The sequence below is a fragment of the Streptomyces coeruleoprunus genome, from assembly GCF_039542925.1.
GTDB lineage: Bacteria > Actinomycetota > Actinomycetes > Streptomycetales > Streptomycetaceae > Streptomyces > Streptomyces coeruleoprunus.
On the sequence record NZ_BAABIT010000001.1, the window covers coordinates 567,912 to 591,536 of the forward strand.

Annotated in this window: 27 protein-coding genes; 11 read left to right on the forward strand and 16 right to left on the reverse strand. The window is 66.2% G+C overall.

Features of this window, described 5'->3' with window-relative positions; genetic code table 11:
- Positions 1-54: 54 nt before the first annotated feature.
- The 16 genes from ABEB09_RS02635 to ABEB09_RS02715 all read right to left on the reverse strand — a co-directional run bounded on the left by ABEB09_RS02635 (position 55) and on the right by ABEB09_RS02715 (position 7,509).
- Complete coding sequence (locus ABEB09_RS02635; protein WP_345686668.1) at positions 55-231, reverse strand: hypothetical protein; 177 nt, start codon at positions 229-231, stop codon at positions 55-57.
- Between the two features lie 34 nt (positions 232-265).
- Positions 266-799 carry a hypothetical protein gene (locus tag ABEB09_RS02640; RefSeq protein WP_345686670.1) on the reverse strand — a complete coding sequence of 178 codons (534 nt, stop codon included), beginning with the start codon at positions 797-799 and terminating at the stop codon, positions 266-268.
- The gene (locus ABEB09_RS02645; RefSeq protein WP_345686672.1) at positions 753-1,145 is read right to left on the reverse strand and encodes a COG3415 family protein; all 393 of its coding nucleotides are present in this window, start codon (positions 1,143-1,145) and stop codon (positions 753-755) included. The genes ABEB09_RS02640 and ABEB09_RS02645 overlap by 47 nt, the downstream gene beginning before the upstream one ends.
- Positions 1,146-1,896: 751 nt before the next feature.
- On the reverse strand, positions 1,897-2,559 hold the full coding sequence (locus ABEB09_RS02650; RefSeq protein WP_345686674.1) for an XRE family transcriptional regulator: 663 nt from the start codon (positions 2,557-2,559) through the stop codon (positions 1,897-1,899).
- 1,215 nt (positions 2,560-3,774) lie between these two features.
- On the reverse strand, positions 3,775-4,128 hold the full coding sequence (locus ABEB09_RS02660; RefSeq protein ID WP_345686676.1) for a hypothetical protein: 354 nt from the start codon (positions 4,126-4,128) through the stop codon (positions 3,775-3,777).
- A 210-nt stretch (positions 4,129-4,338) separates the two neighbouring features.
- Positions 4,339-4,512, reverse strand: a complete 174-nt coding sequence (locus ABEB09_RS02665; RefSeq protein WP_345686678.1) for a hypothetical protein — start codon at positions 4,510-4,512, stop codon at positions 4,339-4,341.
- 183 nt (positions 4,513-4,695) lie between these two features.
- Positions 4,696-4,923 (reverse strand): hypothetical protein, encoded by a 228-nt coding sequence (locus tag ABEB09_RS02670; RefSeq protein ID WP_345686680.1) that lies wholly within the window; start codon positions 4,921-4,923, stop codon positions 4,696-4,698.
- A gap of 2 nt (positions 4,924-4,925) precedes the next feature.
- A complete protein-coding gene (locus ABEB09_RS02675; protein ID WP_345686682.1) occupies positions 4,926-5,132 on the reverse strand; it encodes a hypothetical protein in 207 nt (68 codons plus the stop codon).
- 111 nt (positions 5,133-5,243) lie between these two features.
- Positions 5,244-5,627 (reverse strand): hypothetical protein, encoded by a 384-nt coding sequence (locus tag ABEB09_RS02680; RefSeq protein WP_345686684.1) that lies wholly within the window; start codon positions 5,625-5,627, stop codon positions 5,244-5,246.
- 115 nt (positions 5,628-5,742) lie between these two features.
- Positions 5,743-5,931, reverse strand: a complete 189-nt coding sequence (locus ABEB09_RS02685) for a hypothetical protein (protein WP_345686686.1) — start codon at positions 5,929-5,931, stop codon at positions 5,743-5,745.
- Entirely contained in the window at positions 5,928-6,149 is a 222-nt protein-coding gene (locus tag ABEB09_RS02690) for a hypothetical protein (protein ID WP_345686688.1), read from the reverse strand. The genes ABEB09_RS02685 and ABEB09_RS02690 overlap by 4 nt, the downstream gene beginning before the upstream one ends.
- Positions 6,150-6,151: 2 nt before the next feature.
- Entirely contained in the window at positions 6,152-6,316 is a 165-nt protein-coding gene (locus tag ABEB09_RS02695; protein WP_345686690.1) for a hypothetical protein, read from the reverse strand.
- 3 nt (positions 6,317-6,319) lie between these two features.
- A complete protein-coding gene (locus tag ABEB09_RS02700; protein ID WP_345686692.1) occupies positions 6,320-6,502 on the reverse strand; it encodes a hypothetical protein in 183 nt (60 codons plus the stop codon).
- 115 nt (positions 6,503-6,617) lie between these two features.
- Positions 6,618-6,803, reverse strand: a complete 186-nt coding sequence (locus ABEB09_RS02705; protein WP_345686694.1) for a hypothetical protein — start codon at positions 6,801-6,803, stop codon at positions 6,618-6,620.
- A 2-nt stretch (positions 6,804-6,805) separates the two neighbouring features.
- Complete coding sequence (locus tag ABEB09_RS02710; RefSeq protein WP_345686696.1) at positions 6,806-7,117, reverse strand: hypothetical protein; 312 nt, start codon at positions 7,115-7,117, stop codon at positions 6,806-6,808.
- Positions 7,118-7,218: 101 nt separating this feature from the next.
- Complete coding sequence (locus ABEB09_RS02715) at positions 7,219-7,509, reverse strand: hypothetical protein (protein ID WP_345686698.1); 291 nt, start codon at positions 7,507-7,509, stop codon at positions 7,219-7,221.
- A 1,711-nt stretch (positions 7,510-9,220) separates the two neighbouring features.
- Between ABEB09_RS02715 and ABEB09_RS02720 the strand changes: the two genes are divergently transcribed.
- The 11 genes from ABEB09_RS02720 to ABEB09_RS02770 all read left to right on the forward strand — a co-directional run bounded on the left by ABEB09_RS02720 (position 9,221) and on the right by ABEB09_RS02770 (position 23,625).
- Positions 9,221-9,400 (forward strand): hypothetical protein, encoded by a 180-nt coding sequence (locus ABEB09_RS02720; RefSeq protein WP_345686700.1) that lies wholly within the window; start codon positions 9,221-9,223, stop codon positions 9,398-9,400.
- A complete protein-coding gene (locus ABEB09_RS02725) occupies positions 9,400-11,343 on the forward strand; it encodes a phage terminase large subunit family protein (RefSeq protein ID WP_345686702.1) in 1,944 nt (647 codons plus the stop codon). The genes ABEB09_RS02720 and ABEB09_RS02725 overlap by 1 nt, the downstream gene beginning before the upstream one ends.
- 233 nt (positions 11,344-11,576) lie before the next feature.
- On the forward strand, positions 11,577-12,269 hold the full coding sequence (locus ABEB09_RS02730) for a peptidoglycan recognition protein family protein (protein WP_345686704.1): 693 nt from the start codon (positions 11,577-11,579) through the stop codon (positions 12,267-12,269).
- Positions 12,270-12,306: 37 nt separating this feature from the next.
- The gene (locus tag ABEB09_RS02735; protein ID WP_345686706.1) at positions 12,307-14,151 is read left to right on the forward strand and encodes a hypothetical protein; all 1,845 of its coding nucleotides are present in this window, start codon (positions 12,307-12,309) and stop codon (positions 14,149-14,151) included.
- A gap of 199 nt (positions 14,152-14,350) precedes the next feature.
- On the forward strand, positions 14,351-14,578 hold the full coding sequence (locus ABEB09_RS02740; protein ID WP_345686708.1) for a hypothetical protein: 228 nt from the start codon (positions 14,351-14,353) through the stop codon (positions 14,576-14,578).
- Positions 14,579-14,618: 40 nt separating this feature from the next.
- Positions 14,619-15,068 carry a hypothetical protein gene (locus ABEB09_RS02745; protein ID WP_345686710.1) on the forward strand — a complete coding sequence of 150 codons (450 nt, stop codon included), beginning with the start codon at positions 14,619-14,621 and terminating at the stop codon, positions 15,066-15,068.
- Positions 15,068-15,256, forward strand: coding sequence for a hypothetical protein (locus ABEB09_RS02750; protein WP_345686712.1), 189 nt, complete (start codon positions 15,068-15,070; stop codon positions 15,254-15,256). The genes ABEB09_RS02745 and ABEB09_RS02750 overlap by 1 nt, the downstream gene beginning before the upstream one ends.
- On the forward strand, positions 15,256-20,133 hold the full coding sequence (locus ABEB09_RS02755; RefSeq protein ID WP_345686714.1) for a hypothetical protein: 4,878 nt from the start codon (positions 15,256-15,258) through the stop codon (positions 20,131-20,133). Before ABEB09_RS02750 ends, ABEB09_RS02755 begins: the two co-directional genes overlap by 1 nt.
- Positions 20,133-21,002 (forward strand): hypothetical protein, encoded by an 870-nt coding sequence (locus tag ABEB09_RS02760; protein ID WP_345686716.1) that lies wholly within the window; start codon positions 20,133-20,135, stop codon positions 21,000-21,002. Before ABEB09_RS02755 ends, ABEB09_RS02760 begins: the two co-directional genes overlap by 1 nt.
- Positions 21,002-22,294: a C40 family peptidase gene (locus ABEB09_RS02765; RefSeq protein WP_345686718.1), complete on the forward strand. Its 1,293-nt coding sequence runs from the start codon at positions 21,002-21,004 to the stop codon at positions 22,292-22,294. The genes ABEB09_RS02760 and ABEB09_RS02765 overlap by 1 nt, the downstream gene beginning before the upstream one ends.
- Positions 22,295-22,317: 23 nt before the next feature.
- Positions 22,318-23,625 carry a hypothetical protein gene (locus ABEB09_RS02770; RefSeq protein ID WP_345686720.1) on the forward strand — a complete coding sequence of 436 codons (1,308 nt, stop codon included), beginning with the start codon at positions 22,318-22,320 and terminating at the stop codon, positions 23,623-23,625.

Sequence of the window (23,625 nt, forward strand, 5' to 3'; positions counted from 1 at the left end):
GGCAAAAGCCCCAGCGCGGTGTGACCGCTGGGGCACTCGGTTGACTGTGTACTGCTATGCGTCGCTATCGACGCGCGGTCGGAACAGGATCTCCAAGACCCGTCGGCTCGCTGCCGGGTCCGGCACCTCGTCCCGCCATGAGATGTTGATCTCGGGAGCACGCTCCCCCGCAGAGTGCTCCTTGAGCTGCCGGCTCGCTTCCTCGGCAGTTATCGGCGCCTTCTCCTGCATGGCAACCTCCATCCCGCCCCACAAGGGCGAGGTTCTACGCCGCCTGGCGGCAGCGGTGGGTCTGTGCCTCCGGCTCGTGCAGGGGGCACGGATGGTGTGCGGCCTGGCCGCACCAGCGGCACTGAGGCCGCGCCTTCAGACCGCAGGAGCACACCGGGACGATGTCCCGGGGCAGCAACGGCAGGGCGTCAGCCACGACCTCGGCCGGGCCGGCGCCCTTGTAAAACGCCCAGGCGTCACGGGCCTTGAAGAAGGCCGGCGCCAACAGGAAGCGGCCCCTCCCGGTCTTCGACGCCGGGTCGTAGGCCAGGTCCTGGCCGATCTCGCGGGCCCCCACCGGGCCCGTCAGGAGGCCACGGAACTTCTCTTCCGTGTCCAGGAGTCCGCGGCACGAGAAAGGCCCCAGGACCACCGTGTGAACCGGTCCTGGAGCCTCGTACTGAATCTGGCCGACCACGGCCAGTCGGTGCGTTCTTGCTCTGGCGTCGTCCAGCGCCTCGATACAGAGGGTGGCGACCTCCTCAGCTGACCGCTCCGAGTTCTGGGGGTCCGTCAGGATCGATGCCAAGGCGTCGACTTCCGTCCTCCTCACGACGTCTCCATGCCTCCTCTCCGCGGCGCTTCCAGTCGTTCACCGTGGCTGAGGAGACGCCAAGCCGCTCGGCCTCTTCCTTCTCTGTCAGCCCGGCCCGATTCATCAGGTAGACGTCGACGAAGAAGGCCTCGCGGGCCCTGTCGCTCGTCTCCCGGGATTGCTCCAGGCGCCCCAGCAGCGCCTCTCTGACCTCATCCGACAAAGTGATCTTCCTCTTCGGCGGCACTTGGGGGTCCCCTCGATGGGCAATGGATGGCAGCACGACCAGTGTGCGGGTGTCGCAGGCGATTGCGTCACGCCGCATACCGGACTTGGCCAAAATCTAACCGAACGTGTGCACCAATGGCCTAGACAAGGACCCCTTCGGGTCACCGCAGCCACGAGCCCCATCTGTCGGGAGGGGGCCCTGACCTGCGGTGTTTGCCCCGCGACCGGCGCACGATGCGCCGGAGGGGCGTACGGATGCGGGCTTTCACAATGTGGGGGGTTACCGTCTTGACGACCATGGCGTAGCTGGGGCGGGCGGCGCCCTTCGCGGGCGGCAGCCCCAGCTGGCCGGGGCGGGGGTTCACAAGTTCCTCTCCTTGGGTGATGCGGAGTGGCCGACTTGATCAAGTTCAGGCTGGCCAGACCCTTACAGCTCCTCCTGAGATGCGGTTGGAGCGAAACTCACCGGGACCTGCTCCCGCGTCCAGGTAGCGGCCTGTGGAAGCGGCGCGAATGCTGGCGTGGCGTCTCTCACGGTTCCCGTGGCCCGGCCGGGATTCGAACCCGGCTGCCCATACGGTCCCTGGTCCCCCGGGTCTGTCTCCCGAGCGGTGCCGTATCGAGCCTGATCACTCCCCGCGTGCACTCAGTTCGTGATCCCAGAGAGGCTTACAGAGGGGCACTCTCAACCCTCGCGGGAGTGCGGGATTCGAACCCGCTCGGACCGGCGCAGCCGGCCCTTTACCGCGCCCCCGTCGGGGCCTCCCTGCCCGGAGCGACCGGGCATTCATCCCGCCCCGCAAGGGCGGGGGTGCAGCGAAGCCCCCGGTGCGTCGCTCACCAGGGGCTTCGGCCTGCGTGGGTCAGGGCTGTACAGCCCGATCCCACAACTCTTCGGCGTGATCCGCGAAGCGATCGAACATTCCGTTCGATTCCCTGCGGTGAAGGTGCATCATCGGCGAGTCATGCCCGACCAGTCGGGCCAGATGCGGCGTGACGAGGACATCCTCGTCGAAGCGGAAGACGCTGAGAGAGACGTGGTTCATCGCGTCCTCTGAGGCGCTGAAGCGCATCTCTGGGCTCGACAAGCCGCCGACCTTGGCCAGGTTCTCCAAGGTGATCCTGATGCGCGTGGACACGCTCAGGGCCACGCCTTCGACAGCCTCTCGCTGACGCGTGACCTCGCCTGCGGGGTCGCCAAGCAGGAACCGGACGCGCACGCCCTCTTCGATCTTCTTGCGCAGCGTCAGGTGGAACGCCGGCTGCTCCAGGAAGATGAAGTAGTTGGTGTACCCGGCGAAGAAGACTTCCTTCGTCGCTTCCTCCACGAGGTGCGCCCAGACGGATGATGGGCACGCCGAGCGGTACGGATAGACGCTGACGATCTCCCTGTCCGGACCGGTCTTGACGGCGGTCTTCACCACCCTGGGCCACAGCATCTCTTCCGGTACCCCCAGGTACTCACTCACGTCCGCGCGGTTGCGCGGATGTGGCACCAGCTCCACATCCGCCAGCCATCGTTCCACGGTCTTGGTGGTGATCCCCAGGTGGGTAGCGAGACGTCGCGGGGTTGTCGGCTTCACTTCTATGGCGCGTCGGAGCGCCTGATTCGCGTTTGTCAAGGCTTCCCCCAGGGACTTCTAGGCGTTTTGACGCTACCGCCCAAACGGCCTCGATGTCCGGCACATGTCCATCAAAAGCGCTCGCATGTCACCCAATAGTCGTCCCCAGGACGACACCCTGGGAGAGGGGCAGCGCATGTCAGATCAAGTCCGCGTCGGTGGGTACGCGTGGGACCTGGAGCGTGGCGAGGTAGGTCTCGTGACTCACATCGAGGGAGGGGAGGTCCACCTTCTCTCCGTGCGTCGTGCCGACGGATGGGTGGGGCTCATGCTTCGCCCAGCAACACAGAGCGAGATCGTCGCAGCCAAGAGCGCCGCAAGGAACCGGGCGGGGCGGCTGTGATCCCTCTGACCAGGACGATGCCCCCGTGGGACCTTCAGTTTGCGGAGCCGCAATACCTCCACCCGCCGCAGTACTCGTACGTGTGCCAGGGGTGTCACCAGGCGTCGACCGGCAACCCGCAAAGGGAGCGCGCGGAGCAATGGGCCAAGCGCCACGCTGAGGTGAACTACCGGCGGGGCAACTACAAGTGCGCGAAGCGGTTCCGGTTCCACATCGAAGTGTGGATGGAAGCGCACAGGGTGCGCAGCTAGGCCGCACCTTCCGAAGACCCCCACCCCGGTCGGGCATCCCCGAATGGATGGCAGCACCGGCCGGGGTGGGCTTCACTGCAACCACAGAGGGGGATTCCCTATGAACTGTCCGAGGTGTGGCGCCACGGCGCACGAGGACAACATGGGTCGCTGGTTCTGCGACCGGAACTGCGGCTGGAGCACCGACTAAGGAGGAAAGCATGACCTGTGGACGATGCGGCGCCCCTGCCTTGCAGCAGGGCGCGGGCTGGGTATGCAGCCAGGGCTGCGGGTGGTCGTCTGTGGCGCCGCCGCCGGCGGCGGTACAGTCTGTCTGTGTCCGAGCTTCCCGAGATCACCACCACTGATTGCCCGCAGTGCCGTGTGGGCATCTCCGGCCTGGCTGGCCGGTACGCCTGCCCGCTGTGCGGTTGGGTGAATCACTGGTCGGAAGGATCCCGCGAACTTCCTGCGGCGCAGGATGACCCCGACTGCCCCGACCACCTGAGGTAGCGAAGCCCCCGGGAAGCCGGGGGCTTCGTCATGTCAGCGCAGACGGCGAATGGGGCCGCCCTCCTCGCGAGACCACCCCGCGTACCGAGCCTGGCGACAGTTGTTGGCGTACTGCTCCATCTCGCCCTCCAGCTGTCCCCAGAGCGCGTCTGCGCGGGCTTTGCGCTGCTGCAAGTCGTCGTCGCTGCATCCAGCCATGGCCGGCCCGTAGGGCTCATTGGCCAAGACGTACGTCTCGTTGTACAGCTTGCCGTACCGCTCGATCCCGTGGGCAGCCACGTAGAAGTCGAACGCGTCGGGCGGGCCGCCGTCCTCGTCCCGGCCAAAGCTCTCACGAGCGCGAGCGATCACCATCGCCGCCGTGGCGGCGACATCTTCCGGCGTCATCGGTTCACCTCTCCTTGAACCAGCGGTCCCAGACGTCCTTGCGGACCTCCGGTCGAACCGTGCTGTCGTGCTGCTCAGTCTCGCGCTCCGCGCGCCGCCTTGCAGGCGGTTTGACGGGTCGAGTGACCCTGTGCTGGGTCATGTCCCTCTCCGGGGTCTTGGTCCCCCGCCGGCCCGGATCGTGCCGCGGGCCAGCGGGGGTGGTTGTGATCAGCCCTTCAGGGCCCTGATCTCCGCAGCGATCTGAGCGAGCGTGAAGCCGAGCGCCCTCTCAGCCCCGGTCGTGGGGTCGGAATTGATCTCGCGCTCGACAACCTGCGCAGCCAGCTCGAAGGCGTCTTCCTGCGCCTGCGCCAGAACGATGTCCTGAATGTTGCTGTCCATGGGTCGTCCTCTCATCCGGTCCATGGAACTGGCGGCCCATGCCGCCACAGGCCCGCGCGCTCGACGGGGAGGAGAGTGACCCCGGAGCGCGCAGGCTTGTGGATGCACGGACGTGCGAGAGGCCCCCTGTGGGGGTGTCAGGGGGCCTCTCGGGCCCAGCCGTCCCCACGGCTGGGAGTTCAGCTATTCGGCGCTGTGCTCCAGGCCCTCAACGGCCTGGCGCAGCACCTCCCTCATGTGCGCCAGGGCCGCAGCAGGCCCGTGCATGACGCGCTCGTTCGTGAAGACGAACCGAGCGCCCTGGCTGTCGCCCGCGTTGTACACGTACAGGTACGCCGGATCTCCAGTGAGCTGTTCGTACTGCTCATTGAGCGCCATCAGCTCGCGCAGCATGTCCAGTCGGCTAGCCATGGCTACTCACCCGCCGCGAACTCGAACACGGAGTGCATGCGCCCCTTGTCGACCATGGCGACCACGGTCAGGGCCCGTCCCTGGCGGTCCAGCGTCTCGTAGTGCAGCGCGGTCCAGCCGCCCTCCCGGGCAGCGTCAATCGCCCCGCGGGCGGACTCGATCTCGATGCGGAGGCCGCTGTACCCCGGCAGGTGGTACGTCGCGTCCATGTGATGCCCCTCTCCAATGGGCTGACCGCCGGCTGATCAGGCCGGCGGTGGTGCCCTGTGGAACCAAAAGAGCCCACGTGCAAGACGTGGGCTCGATGGCTCAGCAGGCGTTTAGTCCAAGCTCAAGTTCGGGTCGTCCAGGCTGGCACGGCTCCGCACGTCTTCACCGTCTACGGGTAGCGCCATGATGAGTCCGTCCAAGACCTTGGAGGCCAGGTCGGTACCAGCGGCCCGACCCCACAGAGCACCCGTTTCCGGGGTTTCCGGCGCGTCGATGACCGCCGCGTAGGCATCGTTCGTCTCTCGCGTCGGCAGTGCGCTGTGAACCTGACGGAAAGCGCCCCGGACGACGTTGATGCACTCGGCATACGCGGCGGCCCGGAACTCGCGCTCCTGTTTCGGTGCGTCAGCGTCCAACGCCCACTCTCGGGCCGCTTGGAGCCAGCCCGCGAGTTCGTCCACGCTGTCCGCGATTCTTTCCGACTGCACACCCATGATCGATCCTCTCCTATCGGTCATGTGATTCTGTCAGGCCAGTTTGACCTGCAAGACCAAGGAAGCACCCGCCCCATGGGGGAAGAGGGCGGGTGCTCGGCTTGGGCCGACAGGGTCAGTCGCGGTCTTCGGCGTCCATGCACGCGCGGCACGGCAGCATCTTGCGGCGCTCGCACTCCTCCGTGCTGATCTCGGGCGCCAAGCGCCCGCATCGGGTGTGCCAAGAGCCGCCCGCGTACTGGTGTCGCTTGAACGGGGAGCGCTGGTGGTACACGCGCGCAGCCTTGGTTGCAAGACGCATCATGCGTCGGTCCTCCTTGTGGTGTTGAGCGTGGACGCTCGGCGCTCCGCACGGCCGGCAACCCAGAGGGCGAACTCCGTGCCCGACTCGATGCCGACAATGCCGGTGAACGTGCCGTCATGGGGGTCGAAACTGATCTCGACCCCGCGACCGGCCTTGAGCTGTTCCACCACGTACGCGGTGTACTGGTCCAGCGTGCTCTGCTGGTACTGGAACGCCATGCTCACTCACCTCCCAGCGTGATCCAGTAGGTGCCGTGGTCCAGGTTCAGCACGGCGTCACCCGTGCCGTCGTCCCACACGCACACGCTCTGCGTGGAACCGTCCTCCTCCGCGCACCGCGGCGCGGACTCGGCGATGAACAGGATGAGCGCCAGAGCGATGTCCATGGCTCAGCCCTCCGCGCTCTGGCGGGCCTTGATCTGACGGCCGTTCTCACTGCGGCATTCGTCGCAGTTGACGGGCAGCGCCAAGGACTCGTGTCGTCCAGCCTCACGACCACACAGGGTCTCCACGCTGTCCAGTGTGATGTGACGCCGATAGCTCTGGTCGTTGACCGCGTAGACGATCCTCATAATGATCTCCCTCTCCAAGAGATCTTCGGCTCGATGATCAGTCGAGCCGTGCTCTCATCCGTAAGAGCAAGGGGGCGCACCCGCGATGTGGTGCGCCCGATGCTGCTGCGGATAATCAGTCGACCAAGAGGGCACGCGGTACGGCGCTGCCGTACCCGTTACGGAAGATTCCGTCCCAACCCTCGTACCACTTGACGCCGCTCCGGTCCGTGATGATCTCTCGCTCGCGGAGCCCGGTCCTCACCTCTTCGTTCAGCTCTGCGAGCTGGCGAACGATGCGCTCTACCGCGTTCTCGTTCATGGTCACTCGCCCTCCGGGCCGAACAGCGTCATGGCGTGGCGCTCGCCGTGGAGCCACGAGCCGCACCCCTCGCACTGCGACTTACTGAAGGGGTTGGTCTCGCAGTCGCACTCGCCCCGCCACTCACCCTCGATGCGGTTCTGGCAGTCCTCCGCGTGCTCATCCCAGGCCATTCCCATGGCCACGTCGTTCGGCGCCTCAATGGCGCTCAAGGGCTCCGCGTCGTGACCCTCGTGACACCCGCCGCACTCGCCGTTGGCGTGGTGCAGCATGCAGTCCTGGCAGACCCAGATGGTGCCGTAGTTCTCGCTCATGATCAGTCCCTCTCCAAAGACTGAGCCACCCGTGATCAGCGGGTGGTGGTTCCTGCGGAACCAAAAGGGCCCACGGCTCATGTCCGTGGACCCGATGGCTCTTACAGGCCCTTGCTCACGCACTCGATGACGTACTGGGCGCCGAAGTGCTCGGCGCAGTCCTTCGGAAGGATGTCCGTCTCGTACGTGAGCGTGCCGTACGTGCCGTGCACGGTGACGCGCCACTTGGCGTTGCAGCACTCGACCGCGAACGCGTTCCAGCCGCCCGGGTAGTGGCGCCGGACGTACCTGACAGCGCGCTCGGCAGTGACCTTGACGCCGACGAGCCCCAGACAGTCGCTCGCCCAGTCACGGGCCTCGGACAGCTCTTCCGCGGTGATGTTGGAGTTCATGGTGATCCCTCTCCTTGGATCAGGCCGGCGGATCAGGCCGGCCGGCGACTCATCAAGCGGACAGGGACGCGTGACGTCCAGTTCCCCATCGGGGCTGCGCCCCTGCCCGCATGACGAGTGACGGGCAACAGACGGCCCGTCATCGTCCGTAGGGCTCACAGTCCCTACGGAACGCCACCTGTGCCCACGGGGCTTGTCTCCGGCTGTGTGCCGGGCTTGATACCCCGCGCCATGTCCTGGCGCCCTACCCGTGACTTGTCAGCGGCTGCTGGTCCAACGGGCCCATGCTCTTGGCTTGTGAGGACTTTGAACGGCCCGTGAACAAGGGCGCGTTCCAGTCACTCGACTCCTCCCGGTTCGTCCCCTTTGGGGGCCGCCCCGGTGGCGTGACATCAGATTGGCCCTACTCGGTTATCCGAGTCAAGTGGTCCGGAGGAACTTCTTCCAAGATTCTTTTGGCGAGCCTCTCACCTGCACTGATGAGGGTTGCCTTACCCTCACAGGTCTTTTCGTTGAGTCCTCATCCACTCGGGATTCCGAGTCCGGAAGCTCCCTTCCGGCGCCTGTGAAGGTGTGTGAAGGCATGGCCGGCGGCCACGGAGCGCACTCGGGCGCGAACGGGTGCACACGGGGTGCGAACGGACATTCGCCCAGGTGGCCGCACACCTGTGCGGCATATGACAACGGCTCAGCAAATGCGTGCGGCATGCACGCTGTGACACAGGGGGTGACAGTGGCGTACCGCGGGGACGCCCCTGGCCGCGGAAGCGGAAGCGCCGGCAGATGAGCCGGCGGGCTCTCGCAGCGCATGCGCGCATAGGTCCGGCCTGGAAGGCCGGACATGTGCCACCACGGGCCCTGGCGGCCCGTGGGAGCGGCGGAGCAGTGAGGGCCGGACAGGTCGTCCGGACCGAACGGCGACGCCGTGTGCGTGGCGTACAGCCACGCTTCATGTGGGGCCATGGGCACGGCCGGAGGCCGTGCACGGGTGTGCACCCGGCGGTGCACACGGGGACGGCGAGTCATCGCCGGACCACGCAGCACCTGCTGTGAAGCAGGGCTGCGCATGGGCAAGCCCTGACAGGGCTTGCATATACCGGCCATCGGCCGGTGAGGAGGGCACACCAGCACCATCGGTGCGGGTCGGTGTGTCCACCTCCCATGATCGTGCGCGGCCCCATATGCCCCTGTAAGGGGCACATGTGTCCGCTTGTGTGGCCTGTAAGGCCACATATGTCCAGTTTTGACCCCGCGTTGTTAAACGCGGGGCCGCGCACGATCGATGGTGTCCAACCATCGATCTGCGCTAAACCCCCCAGGCCCTGTCAGGGCCTGTATATGCGCCCCATATGCGAGCCTGACAGGCTCGCCCTGCCTCGGCACCGTGAAGACGGTGCCGCATACGGCGAAGGGGCCCTGGAAGGGCCCCTGAGCTGGGCGGCGGCTGGGAGCCGCCCTGTGCGCGCCGCCGGCGCGCCTATGTCTTTGCGGCGCTGCGTGGGGAACCAGCAGCGCCGTTAGGCGAAGCCTAGTAATGGTTTTGTCAGTCTAACATATGCACCAAGGGTGCATGGTTTTCCAGAATGGCACCTTTTCTATGCATAGTTGACGCAGGGTCCAATAAGGGCCCTGCTAGTGCATTCACCCCGGTAGATGTACCTTCCGCCCCTGCTGGGCCCCCCAAGGGCCCCCAGGGACGCGGGAGGCGGGCATGGCGGCGACGAGGAAGTGGCGCAAGGCCCACCGGGTTCGCTCCGCCACCGACCGGGCCGCCCGCGCGGCGGCCGAGCTGCTGGACGAGAAGCGCTGCCGAGTCGTAGACGAGAACGGCGTCCGCTGCGAGCGGGACGCCTGGCAGCTGGGCTACTGCGCCATGCACTGGGGCCGTTGATGGCCCGCATTGTCGCCGACCCGGACAAGCTGCCGCCGCTCAGGCCCAGGGACCGCCGGTCCAGCACCCTCTCGTCGTCCGAGAAGAAGCGGACCATCATTGCCGCGGTCCGCATGGGGCAGACGATCGAGGAGGGCTGCCGGCAGGCCGGCTGCTCGCGCAAGACGCACGAGTACTACCGCCGGTCCGACCCGGACTATCGGGACTCGATCGACCGCGCCCTTCAGGCGAAGATCGAGGGCGCCGAGGCGGCGCGCAAGGAAGTCCCCGAGTTTCCGGAGTTCTGCGAGAAGTACCTGGGGACGAAGCTCTCCTGGCACCACCTTCAGTGGTACGACCTGCTGGAGGGCCGCGATCCGCGGGACCTGCACCCCGCGCAGCGGTACGTCAAGGGCGATCGGGACACCATCCTGGTCAACACTCCGCCGGAGCACGCGAAGTCGACGACGATCACCGTCAACTACGTGACGTGGCGGATCGTTCAGGACCCCTCGATCCGTGTCCTGATCATCTCCAAGACGCAGTCGCTCGCCGCGAAGTTCCTCTTCTCGATCAAGCAGCGCTTGGCGGAGAGCACGACATACGCCGACCTTCAGCGAGATTTCGGCCCGCCGGGCGGCTGGGCCGAAGGCGCGTCCACCTGGACGTCCACGGCGATACGCGTGGCCGGCGTGGACTCCGGCGAGAAGGACTACACGGTCGAAGCCGTGGGCCTCGGTGGCCAGATCTACGGCACGCGTACGGATCTTGTGATCATGGATGACACGGTTGACAACACCAACCACCAGCAGTTCGAGTCCCAGATCAACTGGATTCAGAACATCGTCGGCTCTCGCGTCGCCGACATGGGCGGGCGCATGCTGCTGGTCGGGACGCGCATGGCGACGACCGACCTCTACTCGGAGATCCTGAAGCCTCAGTACTACGCCGACGGCCAGAGCCCGTGGACCTACCTGACCCAGCCGGCCGTGCTTCAGTTTGCCGACGACCCCAAGGACTGGGTCACCCTATGGCCGGAGACGAACCGGCCGCCGGTCTCGAAGGCCGCCAGGAACCAGGCGATGGGCGAGGGCTGGCCGAGGGGCGGCATGTGGCCGGCGTGGCCCGGCCCCGCGCTTGCGCGCAAGCGCAGCCGCATGGCGCCGCGGAACTGGTCCATGGTGTACATGCAGGACCAGGTGGCCGACGACGCCATCTTCAAGCAGGAGGACGTGCAGGGCTGCGTTGACCGAGCCCGCTATCCGGGCCGCCTCATGGACGGCCAGTCCGGCCACCGCCGCTACGGCATGGACGGCCTCCTGGTCGTAGCCGGCCTGGACCCGGCGGCGGCCGGGTGTACGGCCATGGTGGTGGTCGGGCTGGACCGCCGCACCGGCCAGCGCTGGGTGCTGGACGTTATCAACGAGCGCGGCATGCCGCCGCACAAGATGCGCTCGGAGATCAAGCGCCTGACGGAGCGGTACGGCATCTCGGAGTGGCGAATCGAGAAGAACGCCTATCAGGCGTCGATCCCGCAGGACCAGGACATCAAGACGTACCTGAATGCCCGAGGGTGCCTGATCACGCCGCACCACACGAACACCAACAAGTGGGACGTCGACTTCGGCGTGGCGTCGATGGCCACGCTCTTCGACGGGTGGCGCGAGGGGCGCAACCTCATCCGCTTGCCGTCGCAGACGCAGAGCGAGGGCGTGCGCGCCCTGATCGAGCAGTTGTGCTCCTGGTTCCCGGAGACCAAGGGTCTGACCGACACGGTCATGGCTCTGTGGTTCGCGGAGATCCGCTGCCGGGAGCTGATGGTCTCCGACTTCGGCGGCTGGCATGTGAACAACAGCGAGTTCACTTCCGAGCGCGACCAGGTGAACCAGATGGTCGTGGACATCGACTTCGCCTTGCAGCAGCAGGGCGCCGGGACGTGGGACGGGAGCCTCAATGGCTGGTGAGTGTGAGCACGACTGGCGGACCGGTCCGGTCACGGATCTGCTCCGTCGCCATCGCCAAGCCGTATGCGTCAGGTGCTGGACCCTCGATCGACTGCCCTGGGAGAAGTCGCAGGCATGGCCGCGATGGACCGACGAGGACTGCGAGGCGCATCAAGACGAGGTTGAGCGCCGCTTCGGCGGCCATTTCGGCGAGATCGAGCGCGAGATGACGCGCCTGGTGAAGGAGTAGAGACGTGGCAACCCCGCTGACATACGCACAGTTCATCGCCGCCCTCAAGGCCGAGGGGTGCAAGGTGGTGGAGGTCCAGACCGGCGGGCGCTCCCCCCAGTACCACAACCGCAACCACGTGGGCGCCTGGGGCCCGGTTCACGGCGTGATGATCCACCACACCGTGACCAAGGGCACCGCCAACACGGTGGAGATCTGCCGCAAGGGGTACGCATCCCTGCCGGGCCCGTTGTGCCATGGCGTCATAGCCAAGGACGGCACCGTGTACGTGGTCGGCTACGGCCGGACCAACCACGCCGGCTCCGGCGACGACGACGTACTGACAGCCGTAAGGAGCGAAGCCGCCCTGCCGACCGACAACGAGACCAACACCGACGGCAACCGGCACTTCTACGGCTTCGAGTGCGAGAACCTGGGGGACGGCAAGGACCCCTGGCCCCAAACCCAGCTCGTGGCCATCCGCCGGGCATCGGCGGCCCTGTGTCGTGCGCACGGCTGGTCGGAGCGCTCCGTCATCGGCCACAAGGAGTGGCAGCCCGGAAAGATCGACCCGACCTTCTCCATGGCGGAGATCCGTCGCGTGGTCGGCCTTCAGCTCAAGCCCGCCGCGCCGGCGCCTGCTCCGCAGCCGCTGACGGTGGAGCAGCGCCTGACGGCGCTGGAGAAGCGGGTCACCGCGCTCGAAGCGCAGAAGTAGACGTACAGGATGTACATTTCGCCGCCGGGAGGTGGTCATGGCCGTTGAGATGACCGCGCGGCGCGACATCCGGGACATCGCGCGCCGTGTCGAGGCGCTGCGCCGCGACCATCAGGAGCGGGACGCGCGCCACCAGCTGGTGTACGACGCGCGTGCTCAGAAAATCGACTCCATCGCGCCCGGCTCCATGCCGGACGCGTGGCCGCGGCCCATCACCGCGAATGTGATCGACACGGCGGCGCGCCAGCTCGCGGAGAATTTGGCGCCGCTCCCGGCGATCAACTGCGCCTCTGGCGTGATGACCTCGGAACGGTCGAAGCGGTTCGTCGCGAAGAAGACGAAGATCGCGTATTCGTACGTCTCGGACAGCAGGCTTCGCAAGCACATGCCGACCGGCTGCGACTGGTACCTGACGTACGGCGCGCTCGTCTTCGTCGTCGAGCCCGACTTCCAGGCGGGCAAGCCGCGCATCCGGCTCGACAACCCCATGAAGAGTTACGTCGAGTACGACCTGACGGGCAACGTCCGCTCGTACGCGAAGGTGTGGCGGGAGCCTGCGCGGCAGTTGGCCGCGAAGTTCCCGGAGTTCCGCACCGCGATCCTCGGCGAGAACCAGCCCTTCGGCCGCCAGACCTCCGGCGATACCGAGCTGGAATTGGTCAAGTACTGCGACAAGGACAGCTACGTCCTGTACATGCCGGAGCGCTCCAACCTCGTGCTGATGGAGACGCCGAACACTTTTGGCAAGGTCCCCATCGCCATCGCGGAAAAGCCTCGCTGGGACGACACGCAGCGTGGGCAGTTCGATGACGTCATCTGGCCGATGCTGGCCAGGAACCGGATGGCGATGCTCGGCCTCCAGGCCACGCAGCAGACCGTCCGGGCGCCGCTGGCGATCCCGCCCGACGTGCAGAAGATCTCCATGGGCGATGACGCCGTCATCCGCACCAACTCGCCAGAGAAGATCCGCCGCGTCGGCACGGACATCCCTCAGGCTGCCTGGCAGCAGGAGGGCATCCTGGCCCAGGAGGTCATGCGCGGTACGCGCACGCCGGCCGCGGCCACGGGTGACGTGGACGCCTCCATCATCACCGGTCGCGGTGTCGACGCCCTCAACGGCGGCTATGACATCCAGATCGCCACGGGCCAGCTGATGATCGGAGACGCGCTGGAGCGTGCCCTGGAGCTGGCCTTTGAGATGGACGAGCGGTTCTGGCCAGACGCCAAGAAGACCATCCAGGGCACGGTGAATGGCACGCCGTACGAGGAGACCTACACCCCGTCGAAGGACATCAAGGGGAACTACACCGTCAGCGTGAGCTACGGGTTCGCCTCCGGGATGAACCCCAACCAAGCTTTGGTCTTCCTGCTTCAGCTTCGCGGTGACCAGCTGGTCAGTCGGGACTTCGTGCAGCGTCAGCTGCCCTTCGAGGTTGACGTCACCGCCCTTCAGGCGGAGGTCGACAAGGAGCAGGTGACCGACGCCCTGAAGCAGGGCGTGTTCGCCATGCTCGCCAGTGTCGGGATCATGGCCCAGCAGGGCATGGACCCAACCATCGTTCTCGCCCAGGCGGCGAGCATCGTGGAGATGCGCGAGAAGGGCATCCCGATGCACGAAGCCGTACTGAAGGCGTTCCAGCCGGAGCCCGAGCCAGCGTCCCCCACGTCCGCTGGCGGGGCTCCCGGCACCCCGGGGTCAGAGGGCGGCCCCGGGGTGCCCTTCGGAATGAACCCGAACACGGGCGCCCCTGCGGGCGTCGCGCCCGGTCAGGCGCAGCTCGGGTCCGGCGGTCAGCCCGACCTCATGTCGATGCTCGCCGGCCTGTCGGCCGGCGGTCGACCCACCCTGTCAACCAGTGTCAAGAGGAGCGTTCCGGCATGACGGCCTGCAAGAGCTGCGGGCGTGAGCCCGAGACCGGCATCGAGACCCATTGGCTGGGGTGCGAGGTGCTGCGTCAGGCAGCCCGAGGCTTGTCCTTTGCCAGCCAGTGCGCCAAGGACGGCTGCCAGGAACCTCGGGCGGCCAGCAAGGGGCCTCGGCCCGCGAAGTACTGCGACGAGCACAAGACAGGGAGCAAGAAATGAGCGAGGGACTGACAGGCGACCCGTTCCACGAGGGCAGCTCGAAGCCGATGCTGCACCTCCAGGGCGACATGGACATGGTCCACACGCAGCAGCCCATGGAGGGCCAGACCTCCGGCGACACGAGCGGCAACACCAGCTCGCCGGACATCGTCGGGTGGCACAACACCTCCCTGGCGCCGTCCGCCGGCATGACCGGCAGCAACGACAAGAACAAGGCGCACTGATCAGTAAGACCTCCCCCAAAGGGGTCTCAAAGGAGGAGCCATGGCCAGCGGTGGATACCGCCAGCCCAGTTCCCCCGCCCCGGTCTCCGGGCCGGGGGCTCTGAGCAAGCGCACCGACGGAGGTCCGGGCCAGCCCGTACGTACCCCGTCGGGCGGTGCGTACGGTGAGCGCCAGGAGCTGGAGCGAATCCAGCAGGCAGCCCCACTCTCGGCGTCGCCGGGCGGGGATGTCGGCGCGCCTGCGCCGGTTGACCTCACCGAAGGGCTGATCGGGCTCGACGCTCCGACGCAGCTTCCCGAGGAGCCTGTGACGGCCGGCGCCGCCCTCGGTGAGGGCCCCGGACTGGAGGCCCTGGGCTTGCCGAACCAGCCTGGCGAGGACATGAAGCGGTTGTTGCCGTACCTGCCAGTGCTGGAGCACATGGCCAACCAGCCGGGCGCCTCGAAGGCGGCCCGGAACCTCGTGCGTCAGTTGAAGGGCATGGCCTGATGGACTGGTTCAACCACCTGGGCAACATGGTCAATTTCTTCCCGGACACGCCAGGCCTTGCCTGGGACTTTGCCCTCAATGGAGCTGACCCCGACCTGGTGGGGTACGGGCTTGCGTACGCCCTCCAGGTCAGCCCGACTCCCATTGACGTGTACCCCCAGGAGACCGCCTCCCCTGAGGTGGCCTGATGGGCATCGGTGACTGGCTGCACGACCTCGTTAAGCCCGGCGGCACGCTCCAGAAGATTGACGCCGCCGTCTTCGGCGACGAGATTGCCGCGGAGTGGCGCGGCGCCCACAAGGACGCCACCAAGGCCATCGGTCTGGAACACGTCCTGCATGGGCTGAACTGGGTGTACGACAACGGAATCAGTCAGCCAATCAGCACGTTCTTCATGATGGGCGCGCAAAACGAGAACCTGGGCGACGCCGGTGCGTTTTTCGACGGCGCGGAGTGGTCGCGAACCTGGCGTGCCGCCGAGAACATTTCGCCCGGCCAGGCCCTAGGCACCATGATTGCCACGGAAAAGGACGAGGCCCGGCAGGTTGCCGACTCCCCACTGATGTACGCCCGCCCGGCCGACTCGGCACTTCCGGCCGGGTTCAACGATCTCAGTAGAGCGGAGCAGCAGGAGTACCTTCGCCAGATCGGCATGCCCGCCGTCGGCAACCAGGCCATTGAACGCCTCCGAGACGAACACGCATGGTTCACGTTCGTGTCCGGCGCGACCGATTTCACCTTTAGGTGGTACCTGGACCCGGTAGTGCTCGCCGGCAAGGGCGTCGGGGTTGCGCGTGAGGTGTACACCGTCAAGCCCCGCCCGCAGGGCGGGTGGTCGACGGGCGACATCGACCACATCATGGCCAGCTCGAATATGGGCAAGGCTCAGGATTTCCTGTGGGCCAACAAGGACAACCCGGCCCTCATCAACAACTTGTCGATGTTCAAGAAGTCGGCCATCGGCCCCCGGGCCGGTGGCATCGTCGCCAGCCTGAAGAGCCCGGAGGAGGTGAATTTGTTCCTCCGAGTGGGGCTCGGCGACGTCGAGGCCAAGGCGCTCCTGATGGAGCGCAACGCCGAGGCGGCCTACCGCTTGCAGGCGGACACCTCACGCCTGTCGACCCTGGAGCTGACCGTCGAGCGGTTCAACCGCAAGGGCCAGGAGCGGTACGCCGCCATGGTGCAAGCTCGCGTCGACGAACTGACTCAACAGGTCAACGCGAACGAAGATCTTTTCACCCGCTATACGGCGATGCTGGAGCACTACCGCGAGCTGGATGCCGTCAATTTGACGCGCTATTCGTTCTCCCGGGCCCAGCGCCGCACCGCGGCCCAGGCCAACTACCGCACCGGCCCGGCTCTGGGTACGGCCGGCACGAAACGGGGTCCGCTGGCCACGAGCCGCATCTACGCGAACGACTTCTTCGGCCCGAACTTGGTGGTGGTGCGCTCTTTCGGCGAGGCGCACCCGAACGGCTTGATGGCCATCGACGACATTCACCCGGAATCCGTGGCGGAGCTGCGAGGTCATCTGGCCCGCATTCCCGGCATCGGTTCGGAGATTCGTCACGGACTGCTGACCCAGTACCTCAAGACCACGACCGAAGGCGAACGCCTTGCCCTTCTGGAGCAGATCCAGGTCACGGGCGTCAAGCAGGTGGCCAAGCGCCACGGCTTCACCGACGACGAAGCCATGGCGATCTACCGGGAGTACCAGGCCCGGATTACGGGTGGTCAGGAGCGCCTGCGCCGCTACAGCGCGGGCGCACATCCGGGAGAAAAGGTCCACCTGGATGAGTTCATGACCGAGGGCGGCACGCTCACGGTCCACCCGAACCTGGTGACCCGCCTGGCCAACGATCACGTCATGATCGACCTCAAGGCGCTGGACAAGGTGCTGAAGCGGCACGGGAGCGCCCTCAAGGCGCTGCGGACGCGATCCTTGGGCAACAGCGACTGGATGGTCAACAGCGCTGACTACTTTACGCAGCTGTGGAAGTTCGGCACCCTCTTCCGCCTGGGCTATATCCCCCGCGTGCTGGGTGATGACCTCGCCGGCCAGGTCGCCCGGCTTGGCGCCGCCACTATGGCGGTGCGCGCCGGCTGGGGAGTACGGAACTTGGCGACGAACTTGGCGCTTTGGCGCCCAAAGCGCATGCGCGAGGCTGGCCTAGCCGCAGAGCGCTTTGGGCTGGAGCATGCAGAGAGAAAGCTCGCCAGGCTCGCGCCGAAGGCTGAGGTGATGCGCGCCAAGCTCCAGACGCGCGAGGCGGTTCACGCGGACTCACTCCGTCGCCTCCGCGACCGGCACCGCCGAGCGGTTAACCGACTGAACGCGCTGGGGCCGGAGGCCACGTCAACGCAAATCCGGGCGCATCAGCTGCTGGTCGAGAAACACGCCGCGGAGATCGCCCGAGGCGAGGAACAGCTCGCCGCGTTGCGTCAGGGCTCGCTCCAGGCCCGCCTGAAGAGCACTGAGCGCCAACAGGATTACATGCGGCTGATACGGAGCGACCACGCAGACGAGATCGCCCGCATCGAGGGGGTCACTAGTCGCGGCTTTCGGCAGCGGTCCCAGCTGTACCGTGAGGTGGAGGTCGCTCCAGGGACTGTACTGCCGCCCAGCTTCGCCGGCGCCCGAGGCGAGTACTTTCAGAAGATGATCTCTTCCGATGACAGCCTTCGGACCCTCCTGGCCCGAAACAAGCAGATCATCCACTCGAACTTGCAGCGGGCTTACGGCAAACAGGGCGTTGCCATCTCGTACCCGCAGGACCCGAAAAGGTTCGTCTCCAGCTGGAACCAGGCGATCAACCAGCAGATCATGCAAGACTCGGCCGCCACCCTGGCGCTTCAGCTCTCGATGAGGGGGAAGTCCCACAGCGAGGCGATAACCGAGCTGTCGCGCTGGCTGACCCGGACCCCGGCAGGGCGCGCATATGACAAGCGCCTGGGACTCAACCATGTGCCCGCAGAGCGCAAGGCTGCCAGTATCTGGTACGAGGTCAACGACTACCTCCCAACTTCTGAGCTGCGCATGGCGGCCGTGAAGGGCGAGATTGACGATGCCCTGCTTGACAAGGCAGCCAAGCTCGGCCATGCGCCCTTCCAGGTGCACACGACGCAGCTTGGAGAGGCCCTCGCCGGCTCCAATAACCTGTCGCGAGGCGTTGATCAGGTCATGGACTGGTGGTACAAGTGGGCGGCCTCGGTTCCGGCCGACCGCATGTCCCGTCACCCGCTTTTCAATCAGCTCTACGAGGGTCACGCTCGGGCCATGGTCGCCCAGGAGATGAAGCAGGGCGGCAAAATCACGCAGAAGGATGCGGACGCCCTGGCTGAGGCGGCCCGCCGCCTAGCCCTCAAGGACACGCGAAAACTCGTCTTCGACATCGCTCACCGGAGCGACGCCGCTCACGCCCTGCGATTCATGTCGCCCTTCTTTGCCGCTACGACCGAGGCGTGGCAGCGCTGGGCGCGCATCATTGCTGACCGACCGCAGGTCGTCGGCTACGCCACGATGCTCTTCAACGCGCCCATTTCCATGGGATGGATGCAGGACGCCGACGGCAACAAGGTCATGCGTGACGGCACCATCATCGACCCGGTGACGGGCGAGAAGCGGATGGTGCCGAAGAGCCAGCGGTACATCATGGCTCGGATGCCGAAGTTCGTGGCGGACGGGCCGCTTGGTAAAGCGCTCGGCATGGATTCATCGGGAAACTGGCTTGTCAGCCAGGACTCAATGAACATGATCACGCAGGGGGACCCGTGGTTCAACCCGGGCGTCGGCCCGGTGGTGAGCATTCCCGTGAATGAATTCGTGAAGGACAAGCCGAGCCGGGGTGAGCTGGCTCGGCACCTCGGCATCCTTCCGCATGGCCCCACGGCAGGTTCGCCGCTGTTCGGCAACACGCCCCTCGGGCGCGCCGCCGACCTGTCGATGCCGCAGACGGTCAAGAACTTCATGACGTCGTTCGACACGACGGACGAGCGCTATCAGCGCGTCAAACTCCACATCACGCAGAAGGCGGCGTGGGAGCACGCCAACCGCGGGAAGCCGATGCCCTCCGCCAAGGAGATTTCCGAGATGACCCGGAACTACTGGCTCTGGTCGGCAGCCTCCGCCTTTACCCAGCCCTTTGCCACGCAGAAGCCCGACGCGTACCAGATGTTCCGCGACCAGTACAACAACCTGCGGCGCAAGAATCCGCTGACCGCCGACCAGGAGTTCATCGAGCGGTTCGGGGAGTCGTACTTCATCTTCGCCCAGGCGCAGTCAGAGAACGTGGTCGGCGCTCAGGCGACGAAGAAGGCCGTCGAGCTGTCGAAGAAGTACGAGGGCCTACTGGCCGAGCACCCCGACCTGGGGGCGCTCATCATCGGCCCGGAGGGCAACGGGCCCTTCAGTCCTGAGGCATACGCGTACCAGCTGACGCACCCGCTGGTGCCGGGCGGCAGCGAGATGCAGCGACGAAAGCTGTCAGCCGAAGAGGCCATGGAGGAGAACCAGAGGCGCCTCGGGTGGGCGCGCTTCTCACAGCTTCAGAACTGGGTGACCTCCCAACTGCACTCCGCCGGCTTCGGCTCTTTCGCGGATGCCGGCGCAGAGCAGTTCAAGGAGATGAAGTCCGCTATCGCGACACTGCTTGGCGAGCCGACCCTCTCCGACGGTTCCGAGAACCCTTACTACAACGAACAGTGGAGCCAGGACTACTACTCGCTCGACCCCCGCCGCTATGAGCGCCTAATCCCCGGGCTGACCGAGGTGGCCTACTCGGACATGGCAAAGAACCCCAACCGCAGTGACCTGCGATCGCTACAGACGTACCTGACAGCGCGCAAGGTGATCAAGCAGGAGCTGGAGAACCGGGCGACATCAGGCGGGTCCCGGTCGCTGGGAGCCAAGAAGAACAGTGACCTCGCCGCAAACTGGGCCCGCTTCGTGGACAGTCTCATTGAAGCCGATACCCGATTCGGGGACTTGCACCATCGATACCTGAACAGGGACATGGGCGTAGACGTGGTTGATCTGCTCACCGACGACGATGAGGAGGTGGAGTAATGCCCATCGTGGCCGCCAAGCCGGACCCGAATCCGGACCTGACCAAGGCTCTTCAAGGGCTGCTGGCCGCCAGCCCCGGCGGAGCCTCCGCCGGGCGCGTCTACATGGGCGAGATGGCCCCCTTCCGCCCCCGCGGCGCCGAGGAGAAGGGACGCGTCCTCGGACCGCGCTCGAAGTGGGTCTCCGAGGACGCGGCCATGAATGAGTTCTACAAGTGGAATGACAAGAAGCGTGGGGACTTCCTCGCCCAGCTCGTCGTGGGCGGGCTGGTGCCCGCTGGCGCGGGTGTAGTGGAGGCCGAAAAGGCGTGGCAGACGCTCGTAAAATCGGCCGGGCGCTTTGGCGCCGCCGGCCAGAAGGTCACGCCGCTCGACCTCCTGGCGAGCTACGTCAAGGCCGCCGGAGGCGGCGGCAAGGACGCCTGGCGTCAGCAGGGGGCCTTCGAGATCAACACCGTGACGGGTAAACGGCGCTTCGCCGGCCCCGGCACGTACCTCGGTGACGGCCGGGCGCTCCAGATCGACAGTCGCACGGACCTGACCGACCCCGACACAGCGCGCGCTTTGGCCACCAGGATGTTCCAGCAGATGATGGGCCGCGACCCTGGCGCCGGCGAACTGAGCGCCTTTGCCTCCGCCCTGCATGCCGCCGAGTCGGCGAACCCCGTCCGTCAGACGACGATCACGCAGTACGACATGGAGACCGGCCAGGCAATCTCCCAGAACACTCAGTCCGAGGGCGGCCTGAGTGCCGACGCCCGCGCCCACATCGCGGAGCAGCAGATCAAGGGCAAGAAGGAGTACGGGGTCACCCAGGCAGTCACCACCTACCAGGGAGCCCTGGAGAACCTGATCTTCGGTGGCCGCTGATGGCCCGCGGCGAGGACATAGTCGAGCTGGCTCGCAAGAGCCTGGGCGTGAAGTACGTCTGGGGCGGCAACGACCTGTCTTCGGGTATTGACTGCTCCGGCCTGGTCCAGCAGGTCTTCAAGGCGTACGGCATCTCGCTTCCGCGAGTGACGTACGACCAGATCAACGTGGGCTTCAGCGTCCAGCCCAACAAGCTCCGCCCCGGCGACCTCGTCTTCTTCGACACGGACAGGAAGAGGACCGGCCCCGACCACGTCGGCATCTACATGGGCGGCGGCAAGTTCATCCACGCCCCGCGCCCCGGCGAGGGCGTGAAGATCTCCTCCCTGGCCGAGGGGTACTACATGGACCGCTGGATGGGCGGTCGGCGAGTCCCTGGCGTATCCGCTGACCACGCCTCCGGCGGCGGCGAGGCGCCCGAGGTGGCGCCGCGCCTAGACGCGCATGAGCTGGCGGAGACCTACGGCGCGTCGTACGCGTTCTTCAAGAGTCAGCCGGAGCTGTGGAAACTGCTGAACGGGGCCGTCCAGGCCCAGTGGACCCCGGAGAAGTTCCAGGCGGAGGTCAAGAACTCCAGCTGGTGGAAGAAGACCTCCGACACCGTGCGCCAGGCGCAGATGCTGGAGAAGACCGACCCGGCGACCTACCAGGCCACCATGGAGGCCGCCCGGGTCCAGGCCCGGCAGATCGCCGTGCGCGCCGGCGCCATCATGAGTGAGAAGAACATCTCCAATCTCGCCCGCAACATGGTGTACTACGCCTGGAACGAACAGCAGGTCATGAACTACGTCGGGCAGTACATCAAGTTCGGCGAGAACAACGTACTGGGCGGCATCGCCGGCCAGGCAGCCCGAGAGATCAAGCGCGAGGCGTACAGCCTCGGCGTCCAGGTCGGTGACCAGTCAGTCCTCAACAACGCTCAGTACCTGGTCCGCGGCATCACGACCATGGAGAAGATCCAGGCTTCCCTGCGGGAACAGGCGGCCGGGCTCTACCCGGCCTTCGCCGAGCAGATCCAGGCGGGCGCGAACATGCAGGAGCTGGCCGAGCCGTACCGGCAGATCCTGGCGCAGGAACTCCAGCTGCCGGACACGGACGTGGATCTCTTCTCCCCGAAGATCAAGGCCGCCCTGAACTACGTCGGCCAGGACGGCAGGCCCCGAGCGATGTCGCTCGCGGAGTTCACGAGCATGATCCGCGATGACCCGCAGTGGCGCCGCACTGCCGGGGCCGCGGATAAGGCCATCGGCATCGGCCGACAGGTGCTCGCACAGATGGGGCTGGTCGGATGAATTTCGAGGCTTTCTTTTGGTCCTTGACTCAGCAGGAGTCGGGCGGCAATTACGGCGCCTTGGGTATTTGGCTCAACATGCCCTACGGGCGAGACCGAGCCTACGGCCGATATCAGGTCATGGGGGCAAACGTCGGTCCGTGGACTGCCAAGTATTTTGGCAAGCGACTGACGCCGCAGCAGTTCGTTGCCAACCGCGCGGCGCAGGATGCGGTAGCTCGCGGCCATCTCAGCATGCTGGTGAAGAAGCACGGATACCGCGGCGCCGCAAGCGCCTGGTACAGCGGCAACGCCAGCCTGCACAACTCGACCAAGCCGCAGCCCGGCGGCCCCTCCATCAAGGACTATGTCGACTCGGTAATGGCCCGTGCGGGCACGTACAAGGGTGGCGGTGGCGCCTCCGAGGGCGCCACGTACGGCAGCACCGCGACCGCGACGCCGCGGCTCGATGACGACGAGCTGGCCGCGCAGTACGGCCTGTCTGCTGGCCTGATCAACAGCTCGTCCGAGCTGAAGAGCCTGTTCAAGCAGGCCGTGGCCGGCTCGTGGAGTGCAGCCAAGTTCCAGGCGCAGCTGAAGAACACCAAATGGTGGGCGACGCAGTCAGACACGCTGCGCAAGTACATCACGCTCAAGTACACCGACCCGGCGACCTGGACACAGAACCGCAAGGAGGCTGCGGCCAAGCTCAACGCACTGGCCGTCCAGGTGGGTCTTGGCAACCAGCTTAGGACGAACGGCACGCCCACCAAGATGCTGGACAGCGCCATCTACTACTCGCTGGCGCTCGGGTGGAGCGACCAGCGGATCAAAGACTGGCTTGGCACCCGAGTACAGGTCCACGACGGCTACATGTGGGGCGAAGCCGGCCAGGCGTGGGACAAGCTCCACGAGCTGGCGTACCTCAACGGTGTGAAGGTCTCGAACCAGTGGTACGAGAACAACGTCAGGGCCGTGGTCTCGGGCAAGACGACCCTCCAGACGCTGGAGGACTACATCCGCAAGACGGCAGCAGGCCAGTACTCGGCGTACGCCGACCAGATCAAGGCGGGCATGAACGTCATGGACTTGGCGTCGCCGTACATCAAGGCGACGGCTCAGATTCTGGAGCTGGCCGAGTCGGATGTCGATCTCTTCAACCCCCACGTGGCCAAGGCCATGACGGCCAAGCCGGGGCTGGACCAGCCCAAGGGTAGCGGGGCGCAGATGCCCCTGTGGCAGTTCGAGACCGAACTGAGGAATGATCCGCTCTGGCGGAAGACGAACAACGCTCGCGAGTCGATGATGTCGGTGGCCCGCCAGGTCGCCAAGGACTTCGGAATGGCCTTCTGA